The organism is Bradyrhizobium sp. SZCCHNR1043, assembly GCF_032489675.1.
Taxonomy (GTDB): Bacteria; Pseudomonadota; Alphaproteobacteria; order Rhizobiales; family Xanthobacteraceae; genus Bradyrhizobium.
In genome coordinates, this window is record NZ_JAUEYN010000015.1 from 1 (window position 1) to 21,616 (window position 21,616).

Genomic DNA, 21,616 nt, shown 5'->3' on the forward strand with positions numbered 1-21,616 from the left:
GCGGCGAAAGCCGCGCCCTTTTTGTTTCGCCGGGGCCCGAATGTCGCCGGGGCTCATGCGGGCTTCGTCGCTAAACTCCTCTCCGCCGTCATTCCGGGGCGTTCAAGCGCAAAATGGCGAAGCCATTTTGGAGCAGCGCGAATGAGCCCCGAATCCATAGCCCGAGCGGTGGTTGGTCGAAGACAGACGCCACAAGCACCTCGCACCACACGACGGCCTGTGGCTATGGATTCCGGGCTCGCGCTACGCGCCCCCCGGAGTGACGAACGGAGAGCGCGCGCCTTGTGCGACGCGCCCCCTCACCTGCTCCGCCGATACATCACGTCCGTCCGCAGCACGTATTTGCGCCCCTTCGTCACGGGATCGCCGCGATACATGATCGGGTGATGAAACAGCAGCGCCATGCCTTTCTTCGGAATGATCCGGAACGGACCATCCGGCATCAGGCCGGTGTCGTCGCAGAACGACGTCGTGCCACCTTCGAAATCATCGTTCAGATAGATCATGAAGGTGAACTGGCTGCGCTCGCCATCGTCACGCTCGAAATGGCCGTCGCGATGCCATTCGAACTTCTGTCCGACATCATAGCGATACAGCCGCAGCCGCTCGTTCAGCCCGACCGGCTGCCAGCGATGCTGGAACGACGGTGCGAGATGGCCGGCGAGCCGCTGATAGAGCCCTTGCGCGCGCTCGGTATCGTCGACGATGACGCGATCGTTGTTGCGATAGTCCTTGACGCTGCGCGGCGCGAACAACGTCGCCTCCTCGAAGCCCATCTGCTCGCCCAAGCGGATGTAGTCCTCGCACTCGGCAGTGGAGAAGAAGTTCGCAATCGTCTCGATATTGTCGGCGTGCCAGGTCAGCCCGGTCATGATCGTGTCTCCGTCATCGTTGCGCAATCGCGTAGCCCGGATGAGCAAAGGCCGGCGCCTTGCGGGCGCAGGCCGGAGCGACATCCGGGGTCTCACGAACTGCACGTGCGGACCCGCATGTCGCCTGCGCTCATGCGGGCTACGAGAGGCTCAATCCTTGAACGGATCGAACTCGCCCTCGCCCGCCATCACCACGGCGAACGGCCGCAGCGTATGCACCACCCTCACCGAGCCGGCGTGCTCGGCCAGCACCTCGGGCAGACGGCGATAGGCCATCGGGCTCTCGTCGAGATCGGCGCCGATCAGGGTGACGCCGCGGCCCTGCAGCCAGGCGTCCATCTCGTCGCGCGTGAAGCGCCGCTTGGCCTCCCTGCGCCCGAACAGCCGCCCGGCGCCGTGCACCGTGGAGTACAGCGAGGCCTTGGCCTCCTCCGACTCCACGCCCTCGATGATGACGGCGTCGTCGCCCATCGAGCCGCCGACGAAACCGCGCTGGCCTGGAAAGGCCGGCGTGGCGCCCTTGCGCACCACCCACAGGTCACGCCCGTCATGGGTCTCACGCCAGGCATAGTTGTGGTGGTTGTGCACGCTGTCGGTGACCGCACCGCCAATGATCTGGCGCACGCGCTCGGTCACCCACTCGCGTCCCGCATAGGCGTAGCGCCCGGCGAGCTGCATCGCGGCGATGTAGCGCTGCCCAACCTCCGAGTCCTCGTCGACCACGGCGGGCGGCACGTTCATGCCGTCCTTGCCGCCGGCGGCCTTGAGGTAGCGCGTCGCCGAAGTATGGCCGAGACCACGGCTGCCGAAATGCACGCCGATCCAGACGAAGCCGGCCTCGTCGCGCATCAAATCGACATAGTGGTTGCCCGACCCGACCGTGCCGAGCTGCCCGACCGCCTTCTGCCGGTACGCGTCCATGTCGGAGCAGCGCCACGCATCGGCGTCGTCGAACAGCTCATGCTCGACCCGCTCGGCGTTCTTGCGGCCGACGCCGAACGAGATCACCCTGGCGACATCCTTTATGATGGTGCCGACCTTGTCCTCGATCGCGCCGAACTGCGTGTCGAGCCGGACCGCCATGTTGCCGCAGCCGATGTCGAAGCCGACCCCGGAGATGCTGATCTGCTTCTCATAGGCGATCACGCCGCCGACCGGCTGGGCATAGCCGAGATGGCCGTCGGCGCAGATCACCCCGGCCACGGCATTGCCGACCGCCATGCAGCTCCTCATCTGCGCGATGGTCGCATCCTCGTGACGGCCAAACACCTTCAGCGGGCTGTTCTGATACTGCGCGGCCTGTGGCCGGCTCGCGACCGTGTCGCCCAGCGCCGTGGCCTCGCGCGCCAGCTGCTCCTTGCGCGCGGCGTCGCGGAACGTGCACCACAGCGGCATCGATCGCTGCCCGGGCCGCTCGACCCGTGCATCCGGATCGAGCCCGGCCTCGATCGCCAATTGCCTCGCGCGCTCCTGATAGGGATCGGCTCGCATGTGATCCTCCTCACTCGTTCATGCATGACCCTGCCGCGCCGGCGTGGCGCTGCAATGATCGGGACTTGCACGGCGTGACGCCGCGCAAGTCCGGTGGTGCAAACAGAGAGACGGATCTGATCGGAGTGTCCCGGATGGGACATCAGCCTGGCGGATCGTCTCTCTGGCGTTCAAGACAGAGGGACGATCCCGCTGCCTCGCTACGCTGCTAGTTGATTGTGACGGGACAGCGCGCTCCCCGCGGAGACTGCCGGCACGCACAGGACGCAACCACGGCGCCGCAGTTGCGGCAGCGCGCTGTCCTCTATCTGACGTGGGGTCGAAATCGGCATGGCTCTCTCGCTGGCGGATGTCCGCCGGATAAGTTGGCGCGTGCTCTTACAGGATTTTACCCGTTTGTAAAGTAAGCCGTACGTAGCTGAAATAACTTCGTGGCGTTTTAGCACCGCCGACGCACGTCATGAGTTGTCATGGTTATGGCTTCGGGCTCGCACTGCGCGCGCCCCGGAATGACGACAAGATCGTTGCAGCTCAGCATGACGAGTAGTCGTAGCCCACATGAGCGCAGCGACATGCGACTTCATACGAGTGGCACGCGAGACCCCGGATATCGCCTCCGCCGAAGCCCGTTGGGCTTCGGCGTCCGCTCATCCGTGCTACGCGGCGCTCACCGCTCGAGCTCCACATCCCAGTACAAATGATCCTGCCAGGTCACGTGCAGGAATCTCGGCGGAAACAGGCGCTGCGCAGCCATCAGCTCGTGCCGTGCCGGCTCGAACGGCGGCCGCCGCGGCTTGAGATGGCGCCGGTCCTTGCGCGCGTTGCAGGGACTGCAGGCGGCGACGATGTTGGTCCACGACGTCTCGCCGCCGTCGACGCGCGGCACGACGTGATCGAAGGTCAGCTCGCCGTGGAGATAGCGGCTACCGCAGTACTGACATTCAAAGCGATCGCGCAGGAAGACGTTGAAGCGCGTGAACGGCACGCGCATCGCCGGCCTGACATAGTCGCGCAGCGCGATCACCGACGGCAGCCGCATGGTGACGCTCGGGCTGCGCACGACGCGGTCGTACTCTGCGACCACGACGTGCGACTCGCCGACAACGGCCCTGATCGCGTCCTCCCAGAAGACCACCGACAGCGGGAAATAGCTCAGCGGCTGGAAGTCGGCGTTGAGAACCAGCGCCGGGTTTGTTGCTGACATCGTCGACCTCCTCTCTTCGCTTCATCTGCCCGGTCGTGTTGGCGCCCATGACGGGAATCGAACCCGCCTTCCCGGATCGACAATCCGGTCCCTTCACCAGACGGGAACATAGGCCATGTCATCGCGCCCGGACTGCACCGGGCATGGTCATCGTCAATCAATCGAACGCGACCGGAGCGTGCTCCGGCTGAACCCCGTTGATGTAGTCGAGATAGATCTGGCGAGCCCGTGCCTCGCTGACTCCGCGGCACGTCATGACGATGCGCACGAAGGCAACCGCCACCGGCGAGCACAGCGCTCGGGCGTGGTCGACTATCTCGGAATCTGGGCTCATCATGCGGGTCATCAGACCCTCCGCTATGTCTGCGGAGGGTGAGATCCCGCCGCCGGTTATGCTCTTGCTGGAATTTCGCGTCCCGATGTCGTCAGGGACAGCACGAGATCAAATGGACCCTGACAGGCGACGCCCATGCCCGACCCATCGCGCGACCAGTTAAGCGGTCGTTCGTTGGTGGCGGCGTTCGCGAGATGTGAGCGTAGGCTCAACACGATCGTGGTCCTCAAGAGCGCGCCGGCGAGCGGCGCGTCAATTTCGATGGGGCAGAGCTATGCGCAGAATTTTCCGAAGCCGTCAAGGCCGGAGGGGGAAGCGATGACGGCGCGCCTCCGGCGACGCGACAGATTTGCAACGACCAGACTGGTCGTCGGGCAAATCAGTTGCGCATTATCGCGAGCTCCAAGGCCGCAATCGGCCCTGCGAGAGGTCGAAAACGCGTGCGCGCGAAAATTCGTTTGTCGAGCCCGGTCAATGGGATCGCCCCGCTCACCGCCAACCCCGAACATTTTCCTGTTTCCAAAAATCAGAAACCGTGCATTCTATGCCGGTCCTGTCCTCATGAGAGGGGCGCTTCGCGATCGTCATGAACGTGGAGGGCGGGATGCGGTGGGCGCGTCGGGTTGCAGCGTGATCTGATCACGCGGACGAACGATCCGGTGCGCACGGCGAAGTCGTGATGTCCTGGCACCCCGATGCTGGTGTCAAGGTCGGAGAGACGAATGCTCCGACCGATGGTGGCCAGAAAGCCCGGCGCACCAGGGAGACCACGTATAAGCCGTAAGGCCATCGCGCGGGGAATGCCGGATGATGCGGCTGAACCTGTGGTGACTGCCGCCTGCTTTTTCTTCTGCAGGCGGGCCATGGGTGAGGCCCTCACCCGGCATTCCCCGCGCCCTCTTCCGATTTCGGAGGGCCAGTTTACGAGCAGCACTCGGGCGCCAGGCGCCGCGAGAATGCGCAGTCATGGCCGTGCTTTTTGAAGCGTGAAACGGATCTCATTCCGGCCCCGGCTCAACGCCAGGCGACGGCGTTGTTTGTCGATGCAGGACCTGTGGGGTGGGCAAAGTGGCCGACGAAGGCGGCAGCGTGCCCACCGTCAATCAGCCCTCTCCTCGGCAAAACGGTGGGCACGGCGCCAACTACAAATATTCGTGTGGCACGCGCGGAATGGGCGCCTTTGCCCACCCTACTCCGTAACGGCTGCGCCTCAGTCGATGCGCGAGAGCACGGCGAGCTTGCGGATGCCCTTGTTCTTGTAGGCATCGAGGAACGCGTAGTAGTCGCGGAACGAAACGCAGCCGTTGGAGTCGCCGTTCGGCCCGAGCATGAAGGTGTGGGCCAGGAGGCCGTTGCGACCGTGGATGGCGTCCTCGCCGCCGATCGGATTGAGCCGCAGCGCCGGCACGCCGTGGAACAGCGCCTCGCGCGGCTTCAGCTCGTAGATGTGCGGCGGCGTCACGCCGCGCATCTTGATCTTCTCCGAGCTCGGCTTGTCGAGGTTGTCGCCGAGGCCGGAATGTGCCTCGAGCTTGGTGCCGTCGGGCAGATACACCGCCTTGGCCGAGATGTCGTAGACTGCGGTGCTCAAATCATACGGCGGCCGGCCGCCGCGGGTCGGATCCTTGGCGATGCTGGCGGTGATGTTGGAATCAGCCGAGGCATAGGCCAGGAGGCCGCCATCCTGGTTCTCCGGCTTGCCCCAGAGCTTTTCCTGGATCGAATGCCGGTCGCCGGCGATCGACAGCACCGCCGCCTTGGCGCGCTCGGTCATCGCGCGCAGCGAGAAGCCACTGCTCTTCGGCGGATTGGCCTCGGCGGCCTGCGCCGGCGTCGCGGGCTGCGCGGCCGGCTTGGCATTGGCGAGCGCCAACTGCATCGGCGGCCGGGCATCCTTCTTCGGCGCCTCGGCGACCTTCGCAGTCTCGGCCGGCTTGGCTTCGACCGACTTGGCCTCGATCTGCTTGGCCTCGATCTGCTTGGGCGCGGCTTCGGCGAGCCTGGGCAGCGGCGGCGCGCCGTTCGCGGCGTTGGAGGCGACGCCCTGCGGCACGGCCGCGCCGAAGCGGTCGTTGAACATCTGCGGCGTGATGGCGGCGACCGTGGTGACGGGCGGAGATTCCGGGAATGCCGAGAAGGCCTCACCCACCGCATCGGCGGCGCTGCGCGTCGCAAGCCGCGGCGCCGGGCGCACGACGGGCTCATCCTGCTCGATGCTGCCCAGGGTCGGATAGGCATCGGCCGCGATGATCTCGGTATAGACCGTCACAGCGCAGCCCCCGATCAGGCATGCGATTGCCGCGCCACCGATCAATTTGTGAGAGAACGCGATCAGGGAAGACTTCCTGCGATTTCGTGCGGCCAACGCAGCTCGACTGTTACTCATTCACTCACGCCCGAACGAATACTCGATAACTCTCGCTCGATGCGCCACGGACAACCGCTTTGCATCTCGCAGAAGCACAGAGCTTCATTAGGGCGACTTTTAGTTAAATGCTGATTAAGTTTTGGCAGATTAAGGGCGGGTTAACCATGGACGTCTGTTTTGCCGGCAAACAGGGCAAAAACAGGGCGAAATTCCAGCCAAAAGCAATATTGCCGCCCCAGGCCGTTCCTGAGGAGCAGCATTCGACGGCCGCCGGAATCCGTAAACCATCGCAGGCCGCGTTAACGATTGAGCTCTGCCAGAGGGGCGCTATCGATGACTCACGTTTAGGCGTGCTGACGAGGGAAAGGGCGTAGTTTTCACTTGTTCAAGGCCCCTGCTCGGACATGGTCTTGCCGATCTTCTCGACGCGTCTGAAAGCATTGGTCACGTACAATCGCATGTCGCCCGGTCTCCGCGGCAATCGGATCAGGACGGTCGTGGTCCAAGGCGCAATGGCGACGGCAGCCGCAGGTGGACCGCATCCGTAACAAGCCGGGATTTTCCGCGCTGTGGACACCGGCGGCGGTATGGTAGGGAACGATTCTCGGCAACACTCCGCCGGCGAATCGTACCGCGTCCGCTCCCTGCCGAACACGACACGAGAGGACTCCATGCAGATCCCCGACCGGAAGCTGGCCTTCGTCTTGGCCGCGAGCAATCACGGGACGATGATCGTCAACCGGCTCGACTATCGCATGGTCGACGCCAACCGGGGCTACGGCGTCGGCTATCAGATCCTCGACACGGGGGCTTTCGATCCGGGCGAGGTGCAGCTCGCCGTCCGCCTGCTCGGCTTGCGCCGCCGGCACCATGGCGATGGCGCCGTCGCGATCGACTGCGGTGCCAATATCGGCGTCCACACCATCGAATGGGCGAAGGCGATGACCGGCTGGGGATCCGTGCTCTCGATCGAGGCGCAAGAACGGATCTACTACGCGCTCGCCGGCAACATCGCGATCAACAACTGCTTCAATGCGATCGCCATCCATGCCGCAGTCTCGTCGGAGCGCGGCGTGCTCAACATCCCAAGCCCGAACTACCTGACCCCATCGAGCTTCGGCAGCCTCGAGCTGCGCCAGCGTCCCAACACCGAGTTCATCGGCCAGGCCATCGACTATGCGGAAAACACCGTCGAGGTGCGCAAGCTCCCGCTGGACGATTTCAATCTGCCGCGCTGCGACCTGATCAAGCTCGACGTCGAGGGCATGGAGATCGAGGCGCTCGAAGGCGCGGCGGCGACGATCGAACGCTGCACGCCGATCATGCTGATCGAGAAGATCAAGACCGATGCGGAGCAGCTGCGGCAATGGCTGGATTGCCGCGGCTACAAGACCATCGATGCCGGCATCAACATGGTCGCAATTCATGCGCGGGACAAGGCGCTGGCGGACATCATCCCGCAGCAGCCCTGAAGCGGGCGTCAGCGCTGCAGCTCCGGCGGCGGGGTGCGGTCGAGCACCTCCCGCTTGGGCTCGCTCAGCGCATAGAAGGCATAGGTCTCGATGGTCAAAGGTCCACGCCTGCGTTCGGCCTCGCCGATCTTCTCGACGCGGCCGAATGTATTGCTGACGTAGAACCGCGATGCGATCTGGACCTCGTCCACGAGCAGCTGCGTGCCCGCCAACTGCGCCGGATCCGGCTCCGGAAAATTGACCCAGCGGATGCGCTGGATCGGCTGCAGCACGCAGGTCCCGGACGGAAGATAGAACGACAGCCAGGCGGTGGTGCCATAATCCATCGCCAGCACGCAGGAGGCGCCGGCGCGCACGCGCGCTGCCTCGATCTCGGCAGCCAGGGGGCGCCAGCCGACGCCGACGCTGCGGACGGTGGCATCGCGCCGATAACCGGACAGCAGGCCCGTGTTGGCCTGCACGATCAGCGCGACGAACATCACGACGCCGGCGGGCACGGCCCAGCGCAGGCAAAAGTCCGCCGTGCGCTGCTCGCGCGGGGACCAGGCGACAAGACGGGCCGCCGCAGCGGCAGCCACCACGAAGGCCGGATAGATCGGCGCGAACCAGTTGGCTTCGACGCGGGCATGCAGCGAATGCCACGCGAAATAGGCGACGATGACCCAGACCATGGCCTCAATCAGGACGCGGGCCGCCGCGTCCGCTGCCCTGCGCCGGGCCAACCCATAGAGGCCCATCACGCCGAGGATGAAGACCAGCGGCGTGGCGAAGGCGAACTGCGTCGGGATGATCTCGGCGATGTAGACGGGGCGGACCTCCTCGATCCTGGCGCGGCCGAGCTGCTTGATGAACGACACCCATTGGTGCTCGGCATTCCACAGGATCACCGGCGAGAACAGCGCGAATGCTACGAGGCCGCCGAGATAGGGCCAGGGCGAGGCCAGCCAATGGCGCAGCTTCGGCACGGCGACGAGCCAGATCAGGATCGCCGCGCCGAAGAACATCGCGGTGTATTTCGACAGCAGCGCCGCGCCGACGGCCGCGCCGACCGCGAGCCACCACATGCCCCTGCCCGTCTCCAGCAGCTTGGCACAGAAGAACAGCACGAAGCTCGAGGCCACCAGCAGCGGCGCGTCGGGGGTCACGATCAGCGTGCCGACCGCAGCCATCAAGGTGACGTTGAGCAGCAGCGCCGCAGTCGCCGCAACGCGCACGCTGCCGAACAGGATCTCGGCGGTGCGATAGACCGCATAGCTCATGGGCAGGCCGAGCAGGATCGAGACCAGGCGCACGCCGAGCACGCTGTCTCCGGCGATCAGCGTGCCCAGCCGGATCACGACCGCGACCATCGGCGGGTGGTCGTAGTAGCCGCCGGCGAGATGCTTCGACCACATCCAGTAATAGGCTTCGTCGAAGGTGATCGGCGTGACCGCGGCGGCGATCAGCCGGAGCACGACGAGGCCTGTGATGGTCAGCCAGACATTGCGGACCAGCCGGGCGTCGTCGGCGCCTGCCGCAGAGGTCATCGCTTGCGCCAGACGAACAATCCGGAGATCGCGTAATTCCAGACCACGCCCATCAGCGCGCCGGCCGCGCCCGCCAGCCACCAGATCGGCTCCTGGTCATAGACCGAGAAGGCGACGCCGACATTGGCGAGCAGGCCGACCGAGCAGACCAGATAGAACGCGAGCAGGCCGCGCAGAATGGCAAAGCCCTTCAGCCGCTGGTCGCGATAGGTGAGGAAGTTGTTGAGGATGAAGTTCGAGGTCATCGCGATGAAGGCACCGAGCGCCTGCGCCTCCGCGAACGGCATGTCGAACGCATTGAGACCAAGAAAGAGCGTGGCCAGATGCACGACGAGGCCGGTGCCGCCGACCATGGCGAACAGCAGGAAGCGCAACGACACCACGTCGTTGGTCATCTTGGCCAGCACGAGGCCGAGGAAGTCGAGGGCGACCATCGAGTCGAGCTTGCTCTCGCCATGCAGGCGCGAGCCGAACGTATAGGGCACCTCGACGGTGCGCAGGCCGCCTTCCGCGCTCGCAATGATGTCGAGCAGGATCTTGAAGCCCTGCATCGACAGCTTCGGCGCGATCTGTTCGAAGCGGTCGCGGCGGATCATGAAGAAGCCGCTCATGGGATCGTTGACCTCGACCTTGAGCGCGCGGCGCGCGATCTCGGTGGCGAAGGCGCTGGCCCCGGCCCGCTTGCTGTCGAAGCTCGCGGCGCTGCCGCCCGCGATGTAGCGACTGCCGACGACGAGCTCGGCGGCGCCACTCTGCAAGAGCGCCAGCATCTTCGGCAGCTGGGTCTCGTCGTGCTGCAGATCGGCGTCGATCACGGCGGCATAGGGCGCACTGGCGGCCAGGATGCCCTCGATGCAGGCACCGGACAGGCCGCGGCGGCCGATCCGGCGGATGCAGCGGACGCGTTTGTCGCTGCGCGACAATTCGCGCACCACCTGCCAGGTGCCGTCCGGAGAGTTGTCGTCGACGAATACGACCTCCCACGGCACGTCCCTGAACGCCGCCTCCAGCCGCCGGTACAGCGTGGTGACATTGTCGCGCTCGTTGAAGGTCGGGACGACCACCGAAACGATCGGAATATCAGCGGTTTGCGGCGGCGCGGGCATGGCCGGTCGGAGGACATCGTTCATGGTGCGGATGCGTATATCTGCCGCGTTCCACACTGCCAAGCGCAACGGCTGAAGGAGGGCCCAAAAAGGCCGGACTGTGGTGCCGGCTTGCATCGCTCCCAAGCGAGGGGCCCAAAATGCCAACGACCACAAACAAAGGGTGCGCGTACATCCGGCGCAACCGCTCTGCCGTGGTCGTCTCGGTGCCGGAGCCGTTACAGCTCGACGTCACCGTCCCGACCAAGATGGGGCGCCTCGGCTGGATTGCAAGGGGCCCCGGCCGGCCTAGTTCGGAACCTCACGGACCACGGGTCCGCGCACGGCCGGAGCCACCGGAACCGTCTGCACCGGGGTTGGCGGCACCTCGACCTTGGCCGGCTGCATCTGACGGGCCATCGGCCCGACGGGAACATAGTAGAAGGCTGCCGCAAGCACGGCAGCGGCGACAATCGCCCCCAGCAGGCCGCCGACCGATTCCGCTCTCATTGCCATATCTCCCCTTCCCGGCCCGTGCCCTGGATACACGAGGCTCCGGAGCACGGGAAGAGTGACGGCGCAACAGCGCCGAACTGGTCAGAACTGGCCCGGTTGACTATCGTCTCCCTACCGCAACACCCTCACCAATCAGCATCGGAATCGATCCGTGAGCAAAGCCCCTGCACGCGCCTCGCAATCCAAGAGCCACATCTACATCGGCATCGGCGGCTGGACCTTCGCGCCCTGGCGGGGCGTGTTCTATCCGGACAAGCTGCCGCAGTCGAAGGAGCTCGAATACGCCGCCTCGAAGCTGACCTCGATCGAGATCAACGGCACCTATTATGGCTCGCAGAAGCCGGAGAGCTTCCGCAAGTGGGCACGCGAGGTGCCGGACGGCTTCATCTTCTCGCTGAAGGGGCCGCGCTTCGCCACCAATCGCCGCGTGCTCGCCGAGGCCGGCGATTCCGTGAAGCGCTTCTACGACACCGGCGTGCTCGAGCTCGGCGACCGGCTCGGCCCGGTGCTGTGGCAGTTCGCGCCGACCAAAAAGTTCGACGAGGCCGATTTCGGCAAGTTCCTCGAGCTGTTGCCGCGCGAGCTCGACGGCCGCAAGCTGCGTCACGTCGTCGAGGTCCGCCATGACAGTTTCTGCGTCCCCGGCTTCGTCGCGCTGCTGCGCGAGTTTGCAACGCCGGTCGTGTTCGCCGAGCACGGCAAATATCCGGCGATCGCCGATGTCGTGGGTGACTTCGTCTACGCCCGACTGCAGAAGGGCAATGACGAGCTTGCGACCTGCTATCCGCCGAAGCAGCTCGACGCCTGGGCGAAGCGATTGCAACTGTGGGCCGGCGGCGGCGAACCGGACGACCTGCCACGGGTTGACGACAAGCCGGCGAAGAAGACGCCGCGCGACGTATTCGCCTATGTCATCCACGAGGGCAAGGTGCGCGCGCCGGCTGGCGCGATGGAGCTCATCGAGCGCGTGAGCTGAGGCAGGAGGCGCATGATGGCCAAGAGCAAGACCCTGTTCACCATCGGCTATGAGCACACGCCGGCCAAGGCCGTGCTCGATGAGTTGCAGGCCGCCGGCGTCAAGCTGCTGGTCGATGTGCGCGCGGTGGCGGCCTCGCGCCGGCCGGGCTTCTCCAAGAGCCAGCTCGCTGCCGGGCTCGACGAGCGCGGCATCGGCTATGTGCATCTGCGCGGGCTCGGCACGCCGAAGGAGGGCCGCGAGGCCGCCCGCAGCGGCCATTACGACACGCTGCACAAGATCTACAGCGCCCATCTGAAGACGCCGCAGGCGAAGGAGCAGATGGACGAGCTGACCTCGCTGGTGAAGAGCGCCGGTCCCGTCTGCCTGCTCTGCTACGAGCGCGACCACGCCCATTGCCACCGGCAATGGATCGCCGAGATCATCGAGGACCGCGATCAGGTCAAGGTGAAGAACCTGGTCGCGCCTCAGGTGTGAGTCGCTACTCCGCGGCGCAGGTGAACGACGACGCCTGCTCGATGTCGCCGCTGACATATTTGGCGAATTTCGGCCACGGGCACAGCGGCCGCGTCCGCTGCGGGCTCCATGTCGATGGGAGCTCCTTGTTGGCCGCATTGACCGAGGCCGTGATCGCCTCCGGCGTCTTGCCCTTCTCGACCCAGTCCATCAGCGCGCCCAGCGCATCGAACTTCTCCAAGGTGACGCCGCCGCCGCAATGGGTCTCGCCGGGCAGCGCAAACAGCCGCGCGAACGTATCGGCCTTGCCCTGCACATTGGCATTGAGCTTCTCGTACCAGCGGACAGTGTCGTTGATCGAGAACACCGGATCGGCCTGGCCGTGATAGATCAGCATCTTGCGCGCGCCGCCCTGGAACGCCGGCAGGGTCGGATTGTCGACCGCGGGCGGGGCCATGAAGTCCATCGCAGACTCGGTGAATGGACCTTCCTTGGCGTAGATCTTCGGTGCGTCCTTGTCGAAATCATAAGTCTGCAGCTTCTCGACCAGCTTGTCGGGCGAGCCCTCGATCTCGACTGGCGGCGTTGAGAAGATGTAGTTGAGCGAGGCGCCGCCCATGGTGGCAATGATCGGAAGGTTGTTCCACGGCGCCACCGGGCTCTCGACCTTCCAGGCGCGCCAGTTGCCGGTGCCGACCCCACCATCCACCGGCCAGTCGGAATACAGCGGCTCGCCCTTCGAATTGTGGGGACCCGCGAAGACTTTCTTCAAAGCATCGACCTTGGCGGCCGGCAGGCAGGCCTCGGCCGCACCAGCGGCGCAGCGGAGGCTGTCGAAATTGAACGCTTTCTGGCACGCCATCAGGTTCGCCGTCAGCCCATCCTTGGCGCCGTCGAGCCCGTCGCAGACCTCCGTGATCTTGGAAGCGATCAGCTTGGCATCCTCCCGCGTGATCGACTTGCGGATGTCGACATCGGCCTTGGTCAGCGCCTGCACGTCCCAGGCGTGCTGCACGGCAGCGCGCGGCAGGTTGAAGCCGGGATTGCCGACCAGGAAGCCGTCATACTGCTCGGGCATGCGCTCGGCGGCCACCATGGTGTGGCGGCCGCCATTGGAACAGCCGGCGATGTAGGAATAGTCCGGCTTCCTGCCGTAATGCGCCGAGATGATCGCCTTCGCGATCGGCGCTAGCGTGATGTCGGCCGAATAGCCGTAGTCGCGGCGCGCCTGCGGATCGAGCCCGAAAGCTGAGCCGGACGCAAGCCCGCGCGGCTTGTTGGCGGGATCGTTGCCGGAGTGGCCGCTGTCCGACGACAGCACGGCAAAGCCGCGGGCGAGCGGCGTCACACCGCCACCGACGAGACCGTCGGCCTTGTCGCCGAGCGCCGGCACCACGACGCCATCATTGCCGCCATTGACCTGGTGCAGGAAGCGGCCGTTCCACGTCTCCGGCAGCCGCATCTCGAACTGGATCGCATACGCATGGCCGTCGACGCCGGTGCGCTCATTGACCTTGCCGGACAGAATGCAATGCCGCGGCAGCCCGTCGGCGGCCTCCTGCAGCTTCGATCCCGTCAAGGTCAGCCCGGGGACCTTCAGCACCTCGGCCGTCACCTTGCTGCAGGCAACATCCTCAGCCCGCACCGCCTCCAGGCCGGCTGCGCACACGATGCCTGCTGCGGCCAAAAACGACGCCCCGGTTCGGATCATGCGTTCCCCCTGATCATGCTTTTCGTTGAGGGCAGTTAAACGCGAAGACCATCCAATGTAAATCTCAGACGTCGGGCGACGGGTCGCCTGCGTCAGTGCAATTGCCAGATCTCGAACGGCCGGTCGTAGCCGCGCACCGACACCGCGCCGTGGAAGACGGCGTCGCGCGCCCCGTCGCCGGCCGCCTGCCGCACCTCGCTCGAGATCAGGAGCTGCGAATCGAACTCCTTGTTCAGCGCCTCGAGCCGCGAGGCGAAGTTCACGGTGTCACCGATGACGGTGTACTCTTTGCGCCGCGGCGAGCCGATGCTGCCGGCGACCACCTCGCCGAGATGAAGACCGATCCCGATCCGCAGCGGCCAAGACGACATCGCGTTGACACGCTCCATCGCGGCCACCATCTCGCGCGCAGCCACGACCGCCTGCACGGCGGCATCGCGCGACTCGAACGGCGCGCCGAACAGCGCCAGGAAGCCATCGCCGAGGAACTTGTTCACGATGCCGCCATGGCGCTCGAGTATCTCGACCAGCACCGCGAACGCGCCATCGAGGCGATCGACAACCTGCTGCGGCGTCTTCGACCGCGCCGCCGCGGTGAAGCCGCGGAAATCGACAAACATCACCGCGACCTCACGGATGTCGCGCGCCTCCGCCGTCCCCTCCTTCATGAGGCGCTCGACGACCTGGGGCGAGACGTGCTGGCCGAACAGATCGGTGACCCGGTCGCGCGCCGACGCGGCCTCGATGCTCGCCGCGAACTGGCGTCGCAGCTGCACGCTGACGGCACCGGCGAGCATCCCGCACAACAGGATGATGAAGCTGCGCTCACCGTGATAGTAGATCTCCGGATTCTGGCTCGCATCCATCGAAGGCCGATCGATCAGTGCCACCGCCAACAACTCCACCGCGGCGACGAGGCCGGTGAAGCTCGACAGCCAGAAATCGAGACGAAGCGTCGAGAGAACGATGAAGATGAAATAGACCAGCGGCACGCCGAAGCCCAGCGCCTTGTCGTGGCCGATGCCCTCGATCTGCAGGATGAGGACGAACGTTGGCAGCGAGGTCTCGACCAGGGCGCTGACATAGCGCCAGATCACCGGCACGTCCCGGCCGTGGCGGATGTCCGCCTTGATCCTGAACAGGATGAGGGTCTCGAAGCTGATGAATGCGACGATGATCGCGTAGACGTAGAGGACCCCGATCCGGCTCGGCCAGATCCACTCCGAGATCCTGGGCTCGAAGATTTCGACCAGCACCGACATCACGAGAAACAGAGCCGCAGTGGCGATCAGCGCCCTCACGCGCAGCAGCTCGGTGTTCAACGTCTGACGCATCAGCGCCTGGTCGAACTCGGCCGGCGCTTCGTTCGCCTGTCCTCCTCCCACGATCTGCATCTTGCCTCAGCCGTTCCTGCTCCCAGCCGCCATTGTGCCTCAATCGAGGGTGCGGCGGAAGCGCAGGACGGCGACCGTCATGGCGAACAGCATGAGGACGAACAGGGCGATCGTATCATGCTGCAGGTTCTGGAGCGTCGAGCCCTTGAGCATGATGGCGCGGACGATGCGCAGATAATGCGTCAGCGGCAGGCACTCGCCGAGCACCTGCGCCCATTGCGGCATGCCGAGAAAGGGAAACATGAATCCGGACAACAGGATGCTCGGCAGGAAGAACATCATCGACAGCTGCATCGCCTGCAGCTGGTTCTGCGCCAGGGTCGAGAAGGTGTAGCCGATCGACAGGTTGGTGGCGATGAACAACGTCGACAGCAGCGCCAACAGCAGCAGGTTGCCCATGATCGGAACGCCGAACAGCAGGAGGCCGATGCCGATGATGATCGTCGCCTGCAGGAAGCCGACCATCACATAGGGGATGATCTTGCCGAGCATGACCTCGACCGGCTTGATCGGCATCGACAGCAGGCTCTCCATCGTGCCGCGCTCGATCTCGCGCGTCACCGAGAGCGCAGTGAAGATCAGCATGGTCATGGTCAGGATGGTGCCGACGAGGCCCGGCACGATGTTGAGCCGCGACGAGGCCGCCGGGTTGTAGCGCGCGTGGGCCCTGATCTCGAACGGCGTCGTGACGGGATTGCCGGTGTAGAGATCGTGCGCGAGCGCGGTCTGCACGATCATGCCGAGCGAGGACAGTGCCGAGGATGCTGCGACCGGATCGGTCGCGTCGGCCGCAACGAGCAAGGCCGGCCGGTCGCCGCGGCGGACCGCGCGCTCGAAGCCGCGCGGGATCTCGACGCCGAACAGGACCTTGCCGGACAGCAAGAGATCGTCGAACTCGGTGACGCTCGTGACTTCCCGGGTGAAGCGGAAATAGGCGGTGTTCTCCATCGCCTTCAGGATCGAGCGTCCGAGATCGCTGTCCTCCTGCAGCAGCACCGCCGCCGGCAGATGATGCGGCGTGGTGTTGATGGCGTAGCCGAACAGCATCAGCTGCATCACCGGGATCATCACGATCATCGCGAACGAGACCCGGTCGCGCTTGAGCTGGATGAACTCCTTGACCAGCATCGCGTAGGTGCGCCGCCAGAAGCCGAAGCGGGACTCGGGAGATGCCTGGTGGACGGCCGCGTCGCTCATTGGAAGTTGTCCCGTGAGCGGTTCATCAGGTCGATGAAGACGTCCTCGAGCGAGGGCGCGGCGGGCTGCCAATGCAGATCAGCCTTGTCGCGCCAGGACGCGATCGCGGCGTCCAGCGCGTTGCGGTCGCGGCCGGACACGTGCAGGCTGGTGCCGAACGGCGCCACCATGTCGACACCCGGCTTGCCGGTGAGATCTGCCGCGAGTTCGCGCAGATCATCGCCGCTCACCGTGTATGTGGTGAGCGCCGATTGCGCGATCACTTCGGAGACCGTGCCGTGCGCCAGCAGATGACCATAGGCGATGTAGGCGATCTCGTGGCAGCGCTCGGCCTCGTCCATGTAGTGGGTCGAGACGAGCACGGTCAGCCCTTCGCCGGCGAGCGCGTGGATCTCGTTCCAGAAATCGCGCCGCGCCTTGGGATCGACGCCGGCTGTGGGCTCGTCGAGCAGCAGCAATTGCGGGTTCGGCAGGGTGCAGGCCCCGAGCGCCAGCCGCTGCTTCCAGCCGCCCGACAACTCGCCGGCGAGCTGCCGCTCGCGGCCGGCAAGCCCGAGCCGCTGCACCATGTCGCGCGCGGCCTGGCGCGGATCGGGCATGCCGTAGAGGCGCGCGACGAATTCGAGGTTCTCCCGCACCGACAGGTCCTGATAGAGGCTGAAGCGCTGCGTCATGTAGCCGACCAGGCGCTTGATCTTGTCGGCATCGCGGCGGATGTCGAAGCCGAGGCAGGTGCCCTCGCCTCCGTCGGGTGTCAGCAGGCCGCACAGCATCCGGATGGTCGTGGTCTTGCCCGAGCCGTTCGGGCCGAGAAAGCCGTAGATCGAGCCGCGCTTCACTTGCATCGACAGATCATGCACGACCTCGCGGCCGTCGAAGGACTTGGTCAATCCCTGGACGTCGATCGCGATCTCGACGGGACCCGTTCCGTTCATTGCTTGTCCGCCACCGGGGTCTTCGGATCAGGCGTCTTGGAACGCGGATAGATGCTGACGGGTTGGCCGACGCGCAGTGCATCCGGCCGCGACGGCCGCGCCTGGATCAAATAGACGAGCTTGTTGCGCTCATCGAGGCTGTAGATCACCGGCGGTGTGTACTCCGCCGAGGTCGCGAGGAAATAGACGCGTGCCGTCAGGTCATCAGCGCAATTGTCGCAGGTGACGCGGACCTCGTCACCGATCGCGAGCTTCGGCAGATCCGGCTCCGGCACGTAGAAGCGCAGCTTCATGTTGCCCGGCGGCATGATCGACAGCACCGGCCGTTGCGCCGCGACCATCTCGCCCTCGCGGAAGTAGATCTGCTGGATGGTGCCCGCGACCGGCGCCACGCCCTTGCGCCGTGCCAGCCGCGTCTGCGAGGTCACGAGATGGGCCTCGGCGACGCGCAGCGCCGAAACGGCGGAGTCGAGCGTCGCCTGCGTCCCCGCGCCCGTCTTGCTCAGGGCCGCGGCGCGGTCATAGGTCTGCTGCGCATTGGCCAGCGTCGCCTTGGTCTGGTTGAGATCGGCCTGCTGCAGATCGTCGTCGACCGAATAGAGCGGATCGCCGACCTTGACCACGTCGCCCTCATGCACGTTCAGCTTCGTGATCCGGCCCGCTTCGTCCGGGCTGACGAAGATCATGTCGGCCTCGACCCAGCCTTGATAGCCAGGATCGCGCGTCTCCTTGCAGCCGTTGAACGTGAAGGCCGTGACCAGCACGGCAAGGCAGTGCAGCAGGCTCATGTCGGCCTCCTCGCGCCAAAGATCAGATCGAGATGGGTCTGCAGCATCGCTTCGGCGTCGAGCGGCGCATGTCGTTCGAACAGGCTCTTCCAGAGCACCGCAACCATCATCGGCGCGATCATCAGTTGCGGATGTTGCACCAGCTTGGGCTCGCGGATCTCACCGCTGACGATCCCGATCTGGATCAGGGCGCGCATGGCCGCGAGACCACGGGAAACGACCTCGCGGTAGTAGAAGTCGGCAATCGCGGGAAAACGGGGCCCCTCTGAAATGATGAGCCGCACGAGATCACCGCGCCGCGTGCCGGCGACCTCCTGCAGGAACATGCGCGCCAACGCCTCGACCATATCGCGCACCGAGCCGCCGGCCGGCGGCGGCGCGGCAAGACGGCCGACGAAGGGCACGATCGCGGTCCGGATCAATTCCTCGAACATCGATTCCTTGTCCTTGAAATGCAGATAGATCGTGCCCTTGGCCACGCCAGCCCGCTTGGCGATGTCGTCCAGCCGGGTCGCCGCGAAACCGCGGGCAATGAACTCGTCCATCGCCGCTTGCACGATCGCCGCGCGGCGCTCGGCGGAGCGATCCGCCCGGCGCGACGTGGCAGCTCCCGCGTCCGCTGTCTTGACGGCCTGAACTCTGCGCTCGGACAATTTCGAAGGTTTCGACATCGAGCAATTATGACTGACTGGTCAGTCAATGTAAAGAGGCCTCGCAGAGGCCGGTCTCGGCCCGCGTCAGGAGGTCGTACCCGACAGCGCGCGGCCCCCGTCAGACGACGCCGGCCGCGATCACGCGCAGGATCTGATGTAAGGCCGATTGATCTCCCAGAGCTCGTCCACGATCTGGCGCGCAGCGGCGGCCGAGTTGACCACGGGATCGATGAGCAGCGCCTGCAGCGCGAGATCCTTGGAGGCAGTCATGGCCGCCTGCACCGCCAGCTGCTGGACCTGAACCTGGACCGACATCAGCTTGGCGACGGCATCTGGAAGCGGGCCCAGCGACACCGGATGGATACCGACGCGATCCGCGACAACGGGCACTTCGACGGCGGCCTCGGCAGCCAGGTTGGGAATGACGTGACGGTTCAGAACGACGCCGGACTCGATGACCTGCTTCCGATCGTGCAGCACCGAGCCGATCACGGTGACCGCGCGCTCTCCGGACGGCATTCGCCACCAGTCCGGCATGCCGGCCCTGCCCGCCAGGACCTCGTCGATCTGCCGGATCAGCTTGGCCCGCTCCGCCTCGTCCCACGCGAAGTCGTACCCGCTCTCGCCCGCTTCCCAGCCATAGGCGAGATACTCGCCTACATGGCTGTCGCCGCAGCCCAGCCAGAAGCCGAAGTCGCGCAACAGCGCCCGCGTCAGCGGCGCGACCTTGGGGTCGTGGCTCCCAGCCTTTTCGCGGAGCAGTGGATAGAGATCGGCCCCGGTGTCGCGATCCCGGATCTGCATGAGACATTGGAAATGGTTGAGCCCGGCGCCCCACACCTCCACGCGCTCCTCGGCCAGTCCCAGAATGGAAGCCACCTGGCTGCGCGCGATGAAGATGCCGTGGCACAGGCCGATATGCGCGAGGCGGCTGTGAAGCCCCAGCGCGAGGATGATGCGGCTCTCGGGATTGGAGAAGTTGATGAGCAGCGCGTCCGGACAGCGCCGCTCCATCTCGCGCACGAAGTCGAATACGACCGGCAAGGTGCGGAGCGTGAAGAACAATGCGCCCGGCCCGCCATTCTCGCCCAGCGTGTGACGGATGCCGTATTTGCGCGGCACCTCGAAATCGAGCTTCCATAGGCGGTTGCGGTCGATCGCGGTGGCATGGATCACGAAGCCGGCGCCGTCGAGCGCCGCGCGCCAATCCGTGGTCGCCTCGATCTTAAGGCCGGCGCCGGAGAGGTCGTTGAGCAGCCGGGCCAATGCTTCCGACCGGGCCAGCCGGGTCGGGTCGCGGCCGACCAGCACGAGCGTAGATCCCGCGAGATCATGCGTCGAGAACAGGTCCCGGAACACGCTGAGTCCAAAGGACGCGCTGCTCGCGCCGAGGAAGACGATCTTGGTGACGGCTGCCATGAGCAATTTGTGCCAGCACCGCGCGTCCCCATGCCTGATCCAGATCAAACCGCCGCCCCAATGTTGGGCACGGCGGCGCGTCAATCGGTCTTGCTGATCAGCCGAAGTCGAGCACCACGCGACCGTCGATCTTGCCGGCCTTCATGCGGTCGAAGACGGCGTTGATCTCCGACAATGGCGCCGTGGTCACCTCGGCCGTCACCTTGCCGTCCGCGGCGAACGCGATGGCTTCGTCGAGATCACGCCGGGTGCCGACGATCGAGCCGCGCACGGTGATGCGCTTCAGCACGACATCGAAGATCGGCGTCGGGAATTCGCCCGGCGGCAAGCCGACCAGGCTGACCGTCCCCTTGCGGCGGACCATGTGCAGCGCTTGGGCAAAAGCCGACGTCGACACCGCGGTGACCAGCACGCCATGCGCGCCGCCGCCGGTGATTGCGATCACCCGCTCCACGGCATCCTTGTCGAGCGCGTTGACGGCGTGCTCGGCGCCGGCCTCCAGCGCAAGTTTCAGCTTGTCCTCGGCGATGTCGAGACCGACCGCCTTCAGCCCCATCGCCTTCGCATACTGGATTGCGACATGACCGAGGCCGCCGACGCCGGAGACCACCACCCACTCGCCCGGTCGCGTGTCGGTCTCCTTCAACCCCTTGTAGGTCGTGACGCCGGCGCAGAGGATCGGGGCGATCTTGGCGAAGTCCACATTGGCCGGCAGGCGCGCGGCGAACGCCGCGGATGCGATCACGTATTCCGCGAAGCCGCCGTTCACGCTATAGCCGGTGTTGTGCTGGTGCTCGCACAAGGTCTCCCACCCGGTCTCGCAATATTCGCAGCGCAGGCAGGCATCGTGCAGCCACGCCACGCCGACGGCATCGCCGACCTTGAAGTCGGTGACGCCGGGCCCGAGCGCGGCGACGATGCCGGCCGCCTCGTGACCGGGGATGAACGGCGGCACCGGCTTCACCGGCCAATCGCCGGAGGCGGCATGAAGGTCGGTGTGGCAGACGCCGCACGCCTTCACCCTGACCAGAAGCTCGCCCGGCCCCGGCGCAGGAATCGGAACGTCCTCGATGACCAGCGGCTTGCCAAAGGCTTTGACGACGGCGGCTTTCATGGTCTGCATCTGTCTGCTCCTCATGTCGCGGCGCAAACTAACGACGTCGGCGTATTCCGGTCTTGATCGGCATCAAGCCGCGCCGCTGCATGAAGTAACAGTTTG

General features: G+C 65.5%; 19 protein-coding genes and 1 tRNA gene. 3 read left to right on the forward strand and 17 right to left on the reverse strand.

Translation table 11 applies throughout. The annotated features are described in order from the left end of the window. Positions 1-299 precede the first annotated feature (299 nt). The 6 genes from QX039_RS25030 to QX039_RS25055 form a co-directional block, all read right to left on the reverse strand. The gene (locus QX039_RS25030) at positions 300-872 is read right to left on the reverse strand and encodes a 2OG-Fe(II) oxygenase (protein ID WP_315771075.1); all 573 of its coding nucleotides are present in this window, start codon (positions 870-872) and stop codon (positions 300-302) included. 150 nt (positions 873-1,022) lie between these two features. Continuing rightward, on the reverse strand, positions 1,023-2,363 hold the full coding sequence (locus QX039_RS25035; protein WP_315737445.1) for an RtcB family protein: 1,341 nt from the start codon (positions 2,361-2,363) through the stop codon (positions 1,023-1,025). A gap of 667 nt (positions 2,364-3,030) precedes the next feature. Continuing rightward, on the reverse strand, positions 3,031-3,567 hold the full coding sequence (locus tag QX039_RS25040) for an HNH endonuclease (RefSeq protein ID WP_315737444.1): 537 nt from the start codon (positions 3,565-3,567) through the stop codon (positions 3,031-3,033). Between the two features lie 39 nt (positions 3,568-3,606). After that, positions 3,607-3,681, reverse strand: a tRNA-Asp gene (locus QX039_RS25045). Between the two features lie 43 nt (positions 3,682-3,724). Then, positions 3,725-3,913, reverse strand: a complete 189-nt coding sequence (locus tag QX039_RS25050; RefSeq protein ID WP_315737443.1) for a hypothetical protein — start codon at positions 3,911-3,913, stop codon at positions 3,725-3,727. A gap of 1,198 nt (positions 3,914-5,111) precedes the next feature. Continuing rightward, the gene (locus QX039_RS25055) at positions 5,112-6,287 is read right to left on the reverse strand and encodes a DUF2778 domain-containing protein (RefSeq protein WP_315737442.1); all 1,176 of its coding nucleotides are present in this window, start codon (positions 6,285-6,287) and stop codon (positions 5,112-5,114) included. A gap of 653 nt (positions 6,288-6,940) precedes the next feature. Here QX039_RS25055 and QX039_RS25060 point away from each other — a divergent pair. Beyond that, positions 6,941-7,741, forward strand: a complete 801-nt coding sequence (locus tag QX039_RS25060; protein ID WP_315737440.1) for an FkbM family methyltransferase — start codon at positions 6,941-6,943, stop codon at positions 7,739-7,741. A gap of 8 nt (positions 7,742-7,749) precedes the next feature. On the opposite strand, the gene QX039_RS25065 is transcribed toward QX039_RS25060, so the two are convergent. From QX039_RS25065 to QX039_RS25075, 3 genes are all read right to left on the reverse strand, one after another. Then, on the reverse strand, positions 7,750-9,267 hold the full coding sequence (locus tag QX039_RS25065; protein ID WP_315737439.1) for a glycosyltransferase family 39 protein: 1,518 nt from the start codon (positions 9,265-9,267) through the stop codon (positions 7,750-7,752). Then, positions 9,264-10,397 carry a glycosyltransferase family 2 protein gene (locus QX039_RS25070; RefSeq protein WP_315737438.1) on the reverse strand — a complete coding sequence of 378 codons (1,134 nt, stop codon included), beginning with the start codon at positions 10,395-10,397 and terminating at the stop codon, positions 9,264-9,266. Before QX039_RS25070 ends, QX039_RS25065 begins: the two co-directional genes overlap by 4 nt. Positions 10,398-10,661: 264 nt before the next feature. Next, the gene (locus tag QX039_RS25075; RefSeq protein WP_315737437.1) at positions 10,662-10,862 is read right to left on the reverse strand and encodes a hypothetical protein; all 201 of its coding nucleotides are present in this window, start codon (positions 10,860-10,862) and stop codon (positions 10,662-10,664) included. A gap of 157 nt (positions 10,863-11,019) precedes the next feature. Here QX039_RS25075 and QX039_RS25080 point away from each other — a divergent pair, with 157 nt between their 5' ends. After that, on the forward strand, positions 11,020-11,844 hold the full coding sequence (locus QX039_RS25080) for a DUF72 domain-containing protein (RefSeq protein WP_315737436.1): 825 nt from the start codon (positions 11,020-11,022) through the stop codon (positions 11,842-11,844). A gap of 15 nt (positions 11,845-11,859) precedes the next feature. After that, the gene (locus tag QX039_RS25085; RefSeq protein WP_315737435.1) at positions 11,860-12,321 is read left to right on the forward strand and encodes a DUF488 domain-containing protein; all 462 of its coding nucleotides are present in this window, start codon (positions 11,860-11,862) and stop codon (positions 12,319-12,321) included. A gap of 4 nt (positions 12,322-12,325) precedes the next feature. On the opposite strand, the gene QX039_RS25090 is transcribed toward QX039_RS25085, so the two are convergent. The 8 genes from QX039_RS25090 to adhP form a co-directional block, all read right to left on the reverse strand. Further along, positions 12,326-14,011, reverse strand: a complete 1,686-nt coding sequence (locus QX039_RS25090) for a tannase/feruloyl esterase family alpha/beta hydrolase (protein WP_315737434.1) — start codon at positions 14,009-14,011, stop codon at positions 12,326-12,328. 92 nt (positions 14,012-14,103) lie between these two features. Then, the gene (locus QX039_RS25095) at positions 14,104-15,405 is read right to left on the reverse strand and encodes an adenylate/guanylate cyclase domain-containing protein (protein WP_315737433.1); all 1,302 of its coding nucleotides are present in this window, start codon (positions 15,403-15,405) and stop codon (positions 14,104-14,106) included. Between the two features lie 39 nt (positions 15,406-15,444). Further along, positions 15,445-16,602 carry an ABC transporter permease gene (locus tag QX039_RS25100; RefSeq protein WP_315737432.1) on the reverse strand — a complete coding sequence of 386 codons (1,158 nt, stop codon included), beginning with the start codon at positions 16,600-16,602 and terminating at the stop codon, positions 15,445-15,447. Further along, a complete protein-coding gene (locus QX039_RS25105) occupies positions 16,599-17,537 on the reverse strand; it encodes an ABC transporter ATP-binding protein (protein ID WP_315737431.1) in 939 nt (312 codons plus the stop codon). Before QX039_RS25105 ends, QX039_RS25100 begins: the two co-directional genes overlap by 4 nt. Further along, complete coding sequence (locus QX039_RS25110) at positions 17,534-18,325, reverse strand: efflux RND transporter periplasmic adaptor subunit (protein WP_315737430.1); 792 nt, start codon at positions 18,323-18,325, stop codon at positions 17,534-17,536. Before QX039_RS25110 ends, QX039_RS25105 begins: the two co-directional genes overlap by 4 nt. Then, positions 18,322-18,996 carry a TetR/AcrR family transcriptional regulator gene (locus QX039_RS25115; RefSeq protein ID WP_315737429.1) on the reverse strand — a complete coding sequence of 225 codons (675 nt, stop codon included), beginning with the start codon at positions 18,994-18,996 and terminating at the stop codon, positions 18,322-18,324. The genes QX039_RS25110 and QX039_RS25115 overlap by 4 nt, the downstream gene beginning before the upstream one ends. A gap of 120 nt (positions 18,997-19,116) precedes the next feature. Beyond that, positions 19,117-20,397, reverse strand: a complete 1,281-nt coding sequence (locus QX039_RS25120; protein WP_315737428.1) for an alpha-glucosidase/alpha-galactosidase — start codon at positions 20,395-20,397, stop codon at positions 19,117-19,119. Between the two features lie 97 nt (positions 20,398-20,494). Further along, positions 20,495-21,520 (reverse strand): alcohol dehydrogenase AdhP, encoded by a 1,026-nt coding sequence (gene adhP, locus QX039_RS25125; protein ID WP_315737427.1) that lies wholly within the window; start codon positions 21,518-21,520, stop codon positions 20,495-20,497. Between the last annotated feature and the right edge of the window lie 96 nt (positions 21,521-21,616).

Bases quoted from the DNA above. Each gene is read 5' to 3' on its own strand.
- QX039_RS25030 (WP_315771075.1), bottom strand. From the start codon at position 872: ATGACCGGGCTGACCTGGCACGCCGACAATATCGAGACGATTGCGAAC.
- QX039_RS25035 (WP_315737445.1), bottom strand. From the start codon at position 2,363: ATGCGAGCCGATCCCTATCAGGAGCGCGCGAGGCAATTGGCGATCGAG.
- QX039_RS25040 (WP_315737444.1), bottom strand. From the start codon at position 3,567: ATGTCAGCAACAAACCCGGCGCTGGTTCTCAACGCCGACTTCCAGCCG.
- QX039_RS25050 (WP_315737443.1), bottom strand. From the start codon at position 3,913: ATGACCCGCATGATGAGCCCAGATTCCGAGATAGTCGACCACGCCCGA.
- QX039_RS25055 (WP_315737442.1), bottom strand. From the start codon at position 6,287: ATGAGTAACAGTCGAGCTGCGTTGGCCGCACGAAATCGCAGGAAGTCT.
- QX039_RS25060 (WP_315737440.1), top strand. From the start codon at position 6,941: ATGCAGATCCCCGACCGGAAGCTGGCCTTCGTCTTGGCCGCGAGCAAT.
- QX039_RS25065 (WP_315737439.1), bottom strand. From the start codon at position 9,267: ATGACCTCTGCGGCAGGCGCCGACGACGCCCGGCTGGTCCGCAATGTC.
- QX039_RS25070 (WP_315737438.1), bottom strand. From the start codon at position 10,397: ATGAACGATGTCCTCCGACCGGCCATGCCCGCGCCGCCGCAAACCGCT.
- QX039_RS25075 (WP_315737437.1), bottom strand. From the start codon at position 10,862: ATGAGAGCGGAATCGGTCGGCGGCCTGCTGGGGGCGATTGTCGCCGCT.
- QX039_RS25085 (WP_315737435.1), top strand. From the start codon at position 11,860: ATGGCCAAGAGCAAGACCCTGTTCACCATCGGCTATGAGCACACGCCG.
- QX039_RS25090 (WP_315737434.1), bottom strand. From the start codon at position 14,011: ATGATCCGAACCGGGGCGTCGTTTTTGGCCGCAGCAGGCATCGTGTGC.
- QX039_RS25095 (WP_315737433.1), bottom strand. From the start codon at position 15,405: ATGCAGATCGTGGGAGGAGGACAGGCGAACGAAGCGCCGGCCGAGTTC.
- QX039_RS25100 (WP_315737432.1), bottom strand. From the start codon at position 16,602: ATGAGCGACGCGGCCGTCCACCAGGCATCTCCCGAGTCCCGCTTCGGC.
- QX039_RS25105 (WP_315737431.1), bottom strand. From the start codon at position 17,537: ATGAACGGAACGGGTCCCGTCGAGATCGCGATCGACGTCCAGGGATTG.
- QX039_RS25110 (WP_315737430.1), bottom strand. From the start codon at position 18,325: ATGAGCCTGCTGCACTGCCTTGCCGTGCTGGTCACGGCCTTCACGTTC.
- QX039_RS25115 (WP_315737429.1), bottom strand. From the start codon at position 18,996: ATGTCGAAACCTTCGAAATTGTCCGAGCGCAGAGTTCAGGCCGTCAAG.
- QX039_RS25120 (WP_315737428.1), bottom strand. From the start codon at position 20,397: ATGGCAGCCGTCACCAAGATCGTCTTCCTCGGCGCGAGCAGCGCGTCC.
- adhP (WP_315737427.1), bottom strand. From the start codon at position 21,520: ATGCAGACCATGAAAGCCGCCGTCGTCAAAGCCTTTGGCAAGCCGCTG.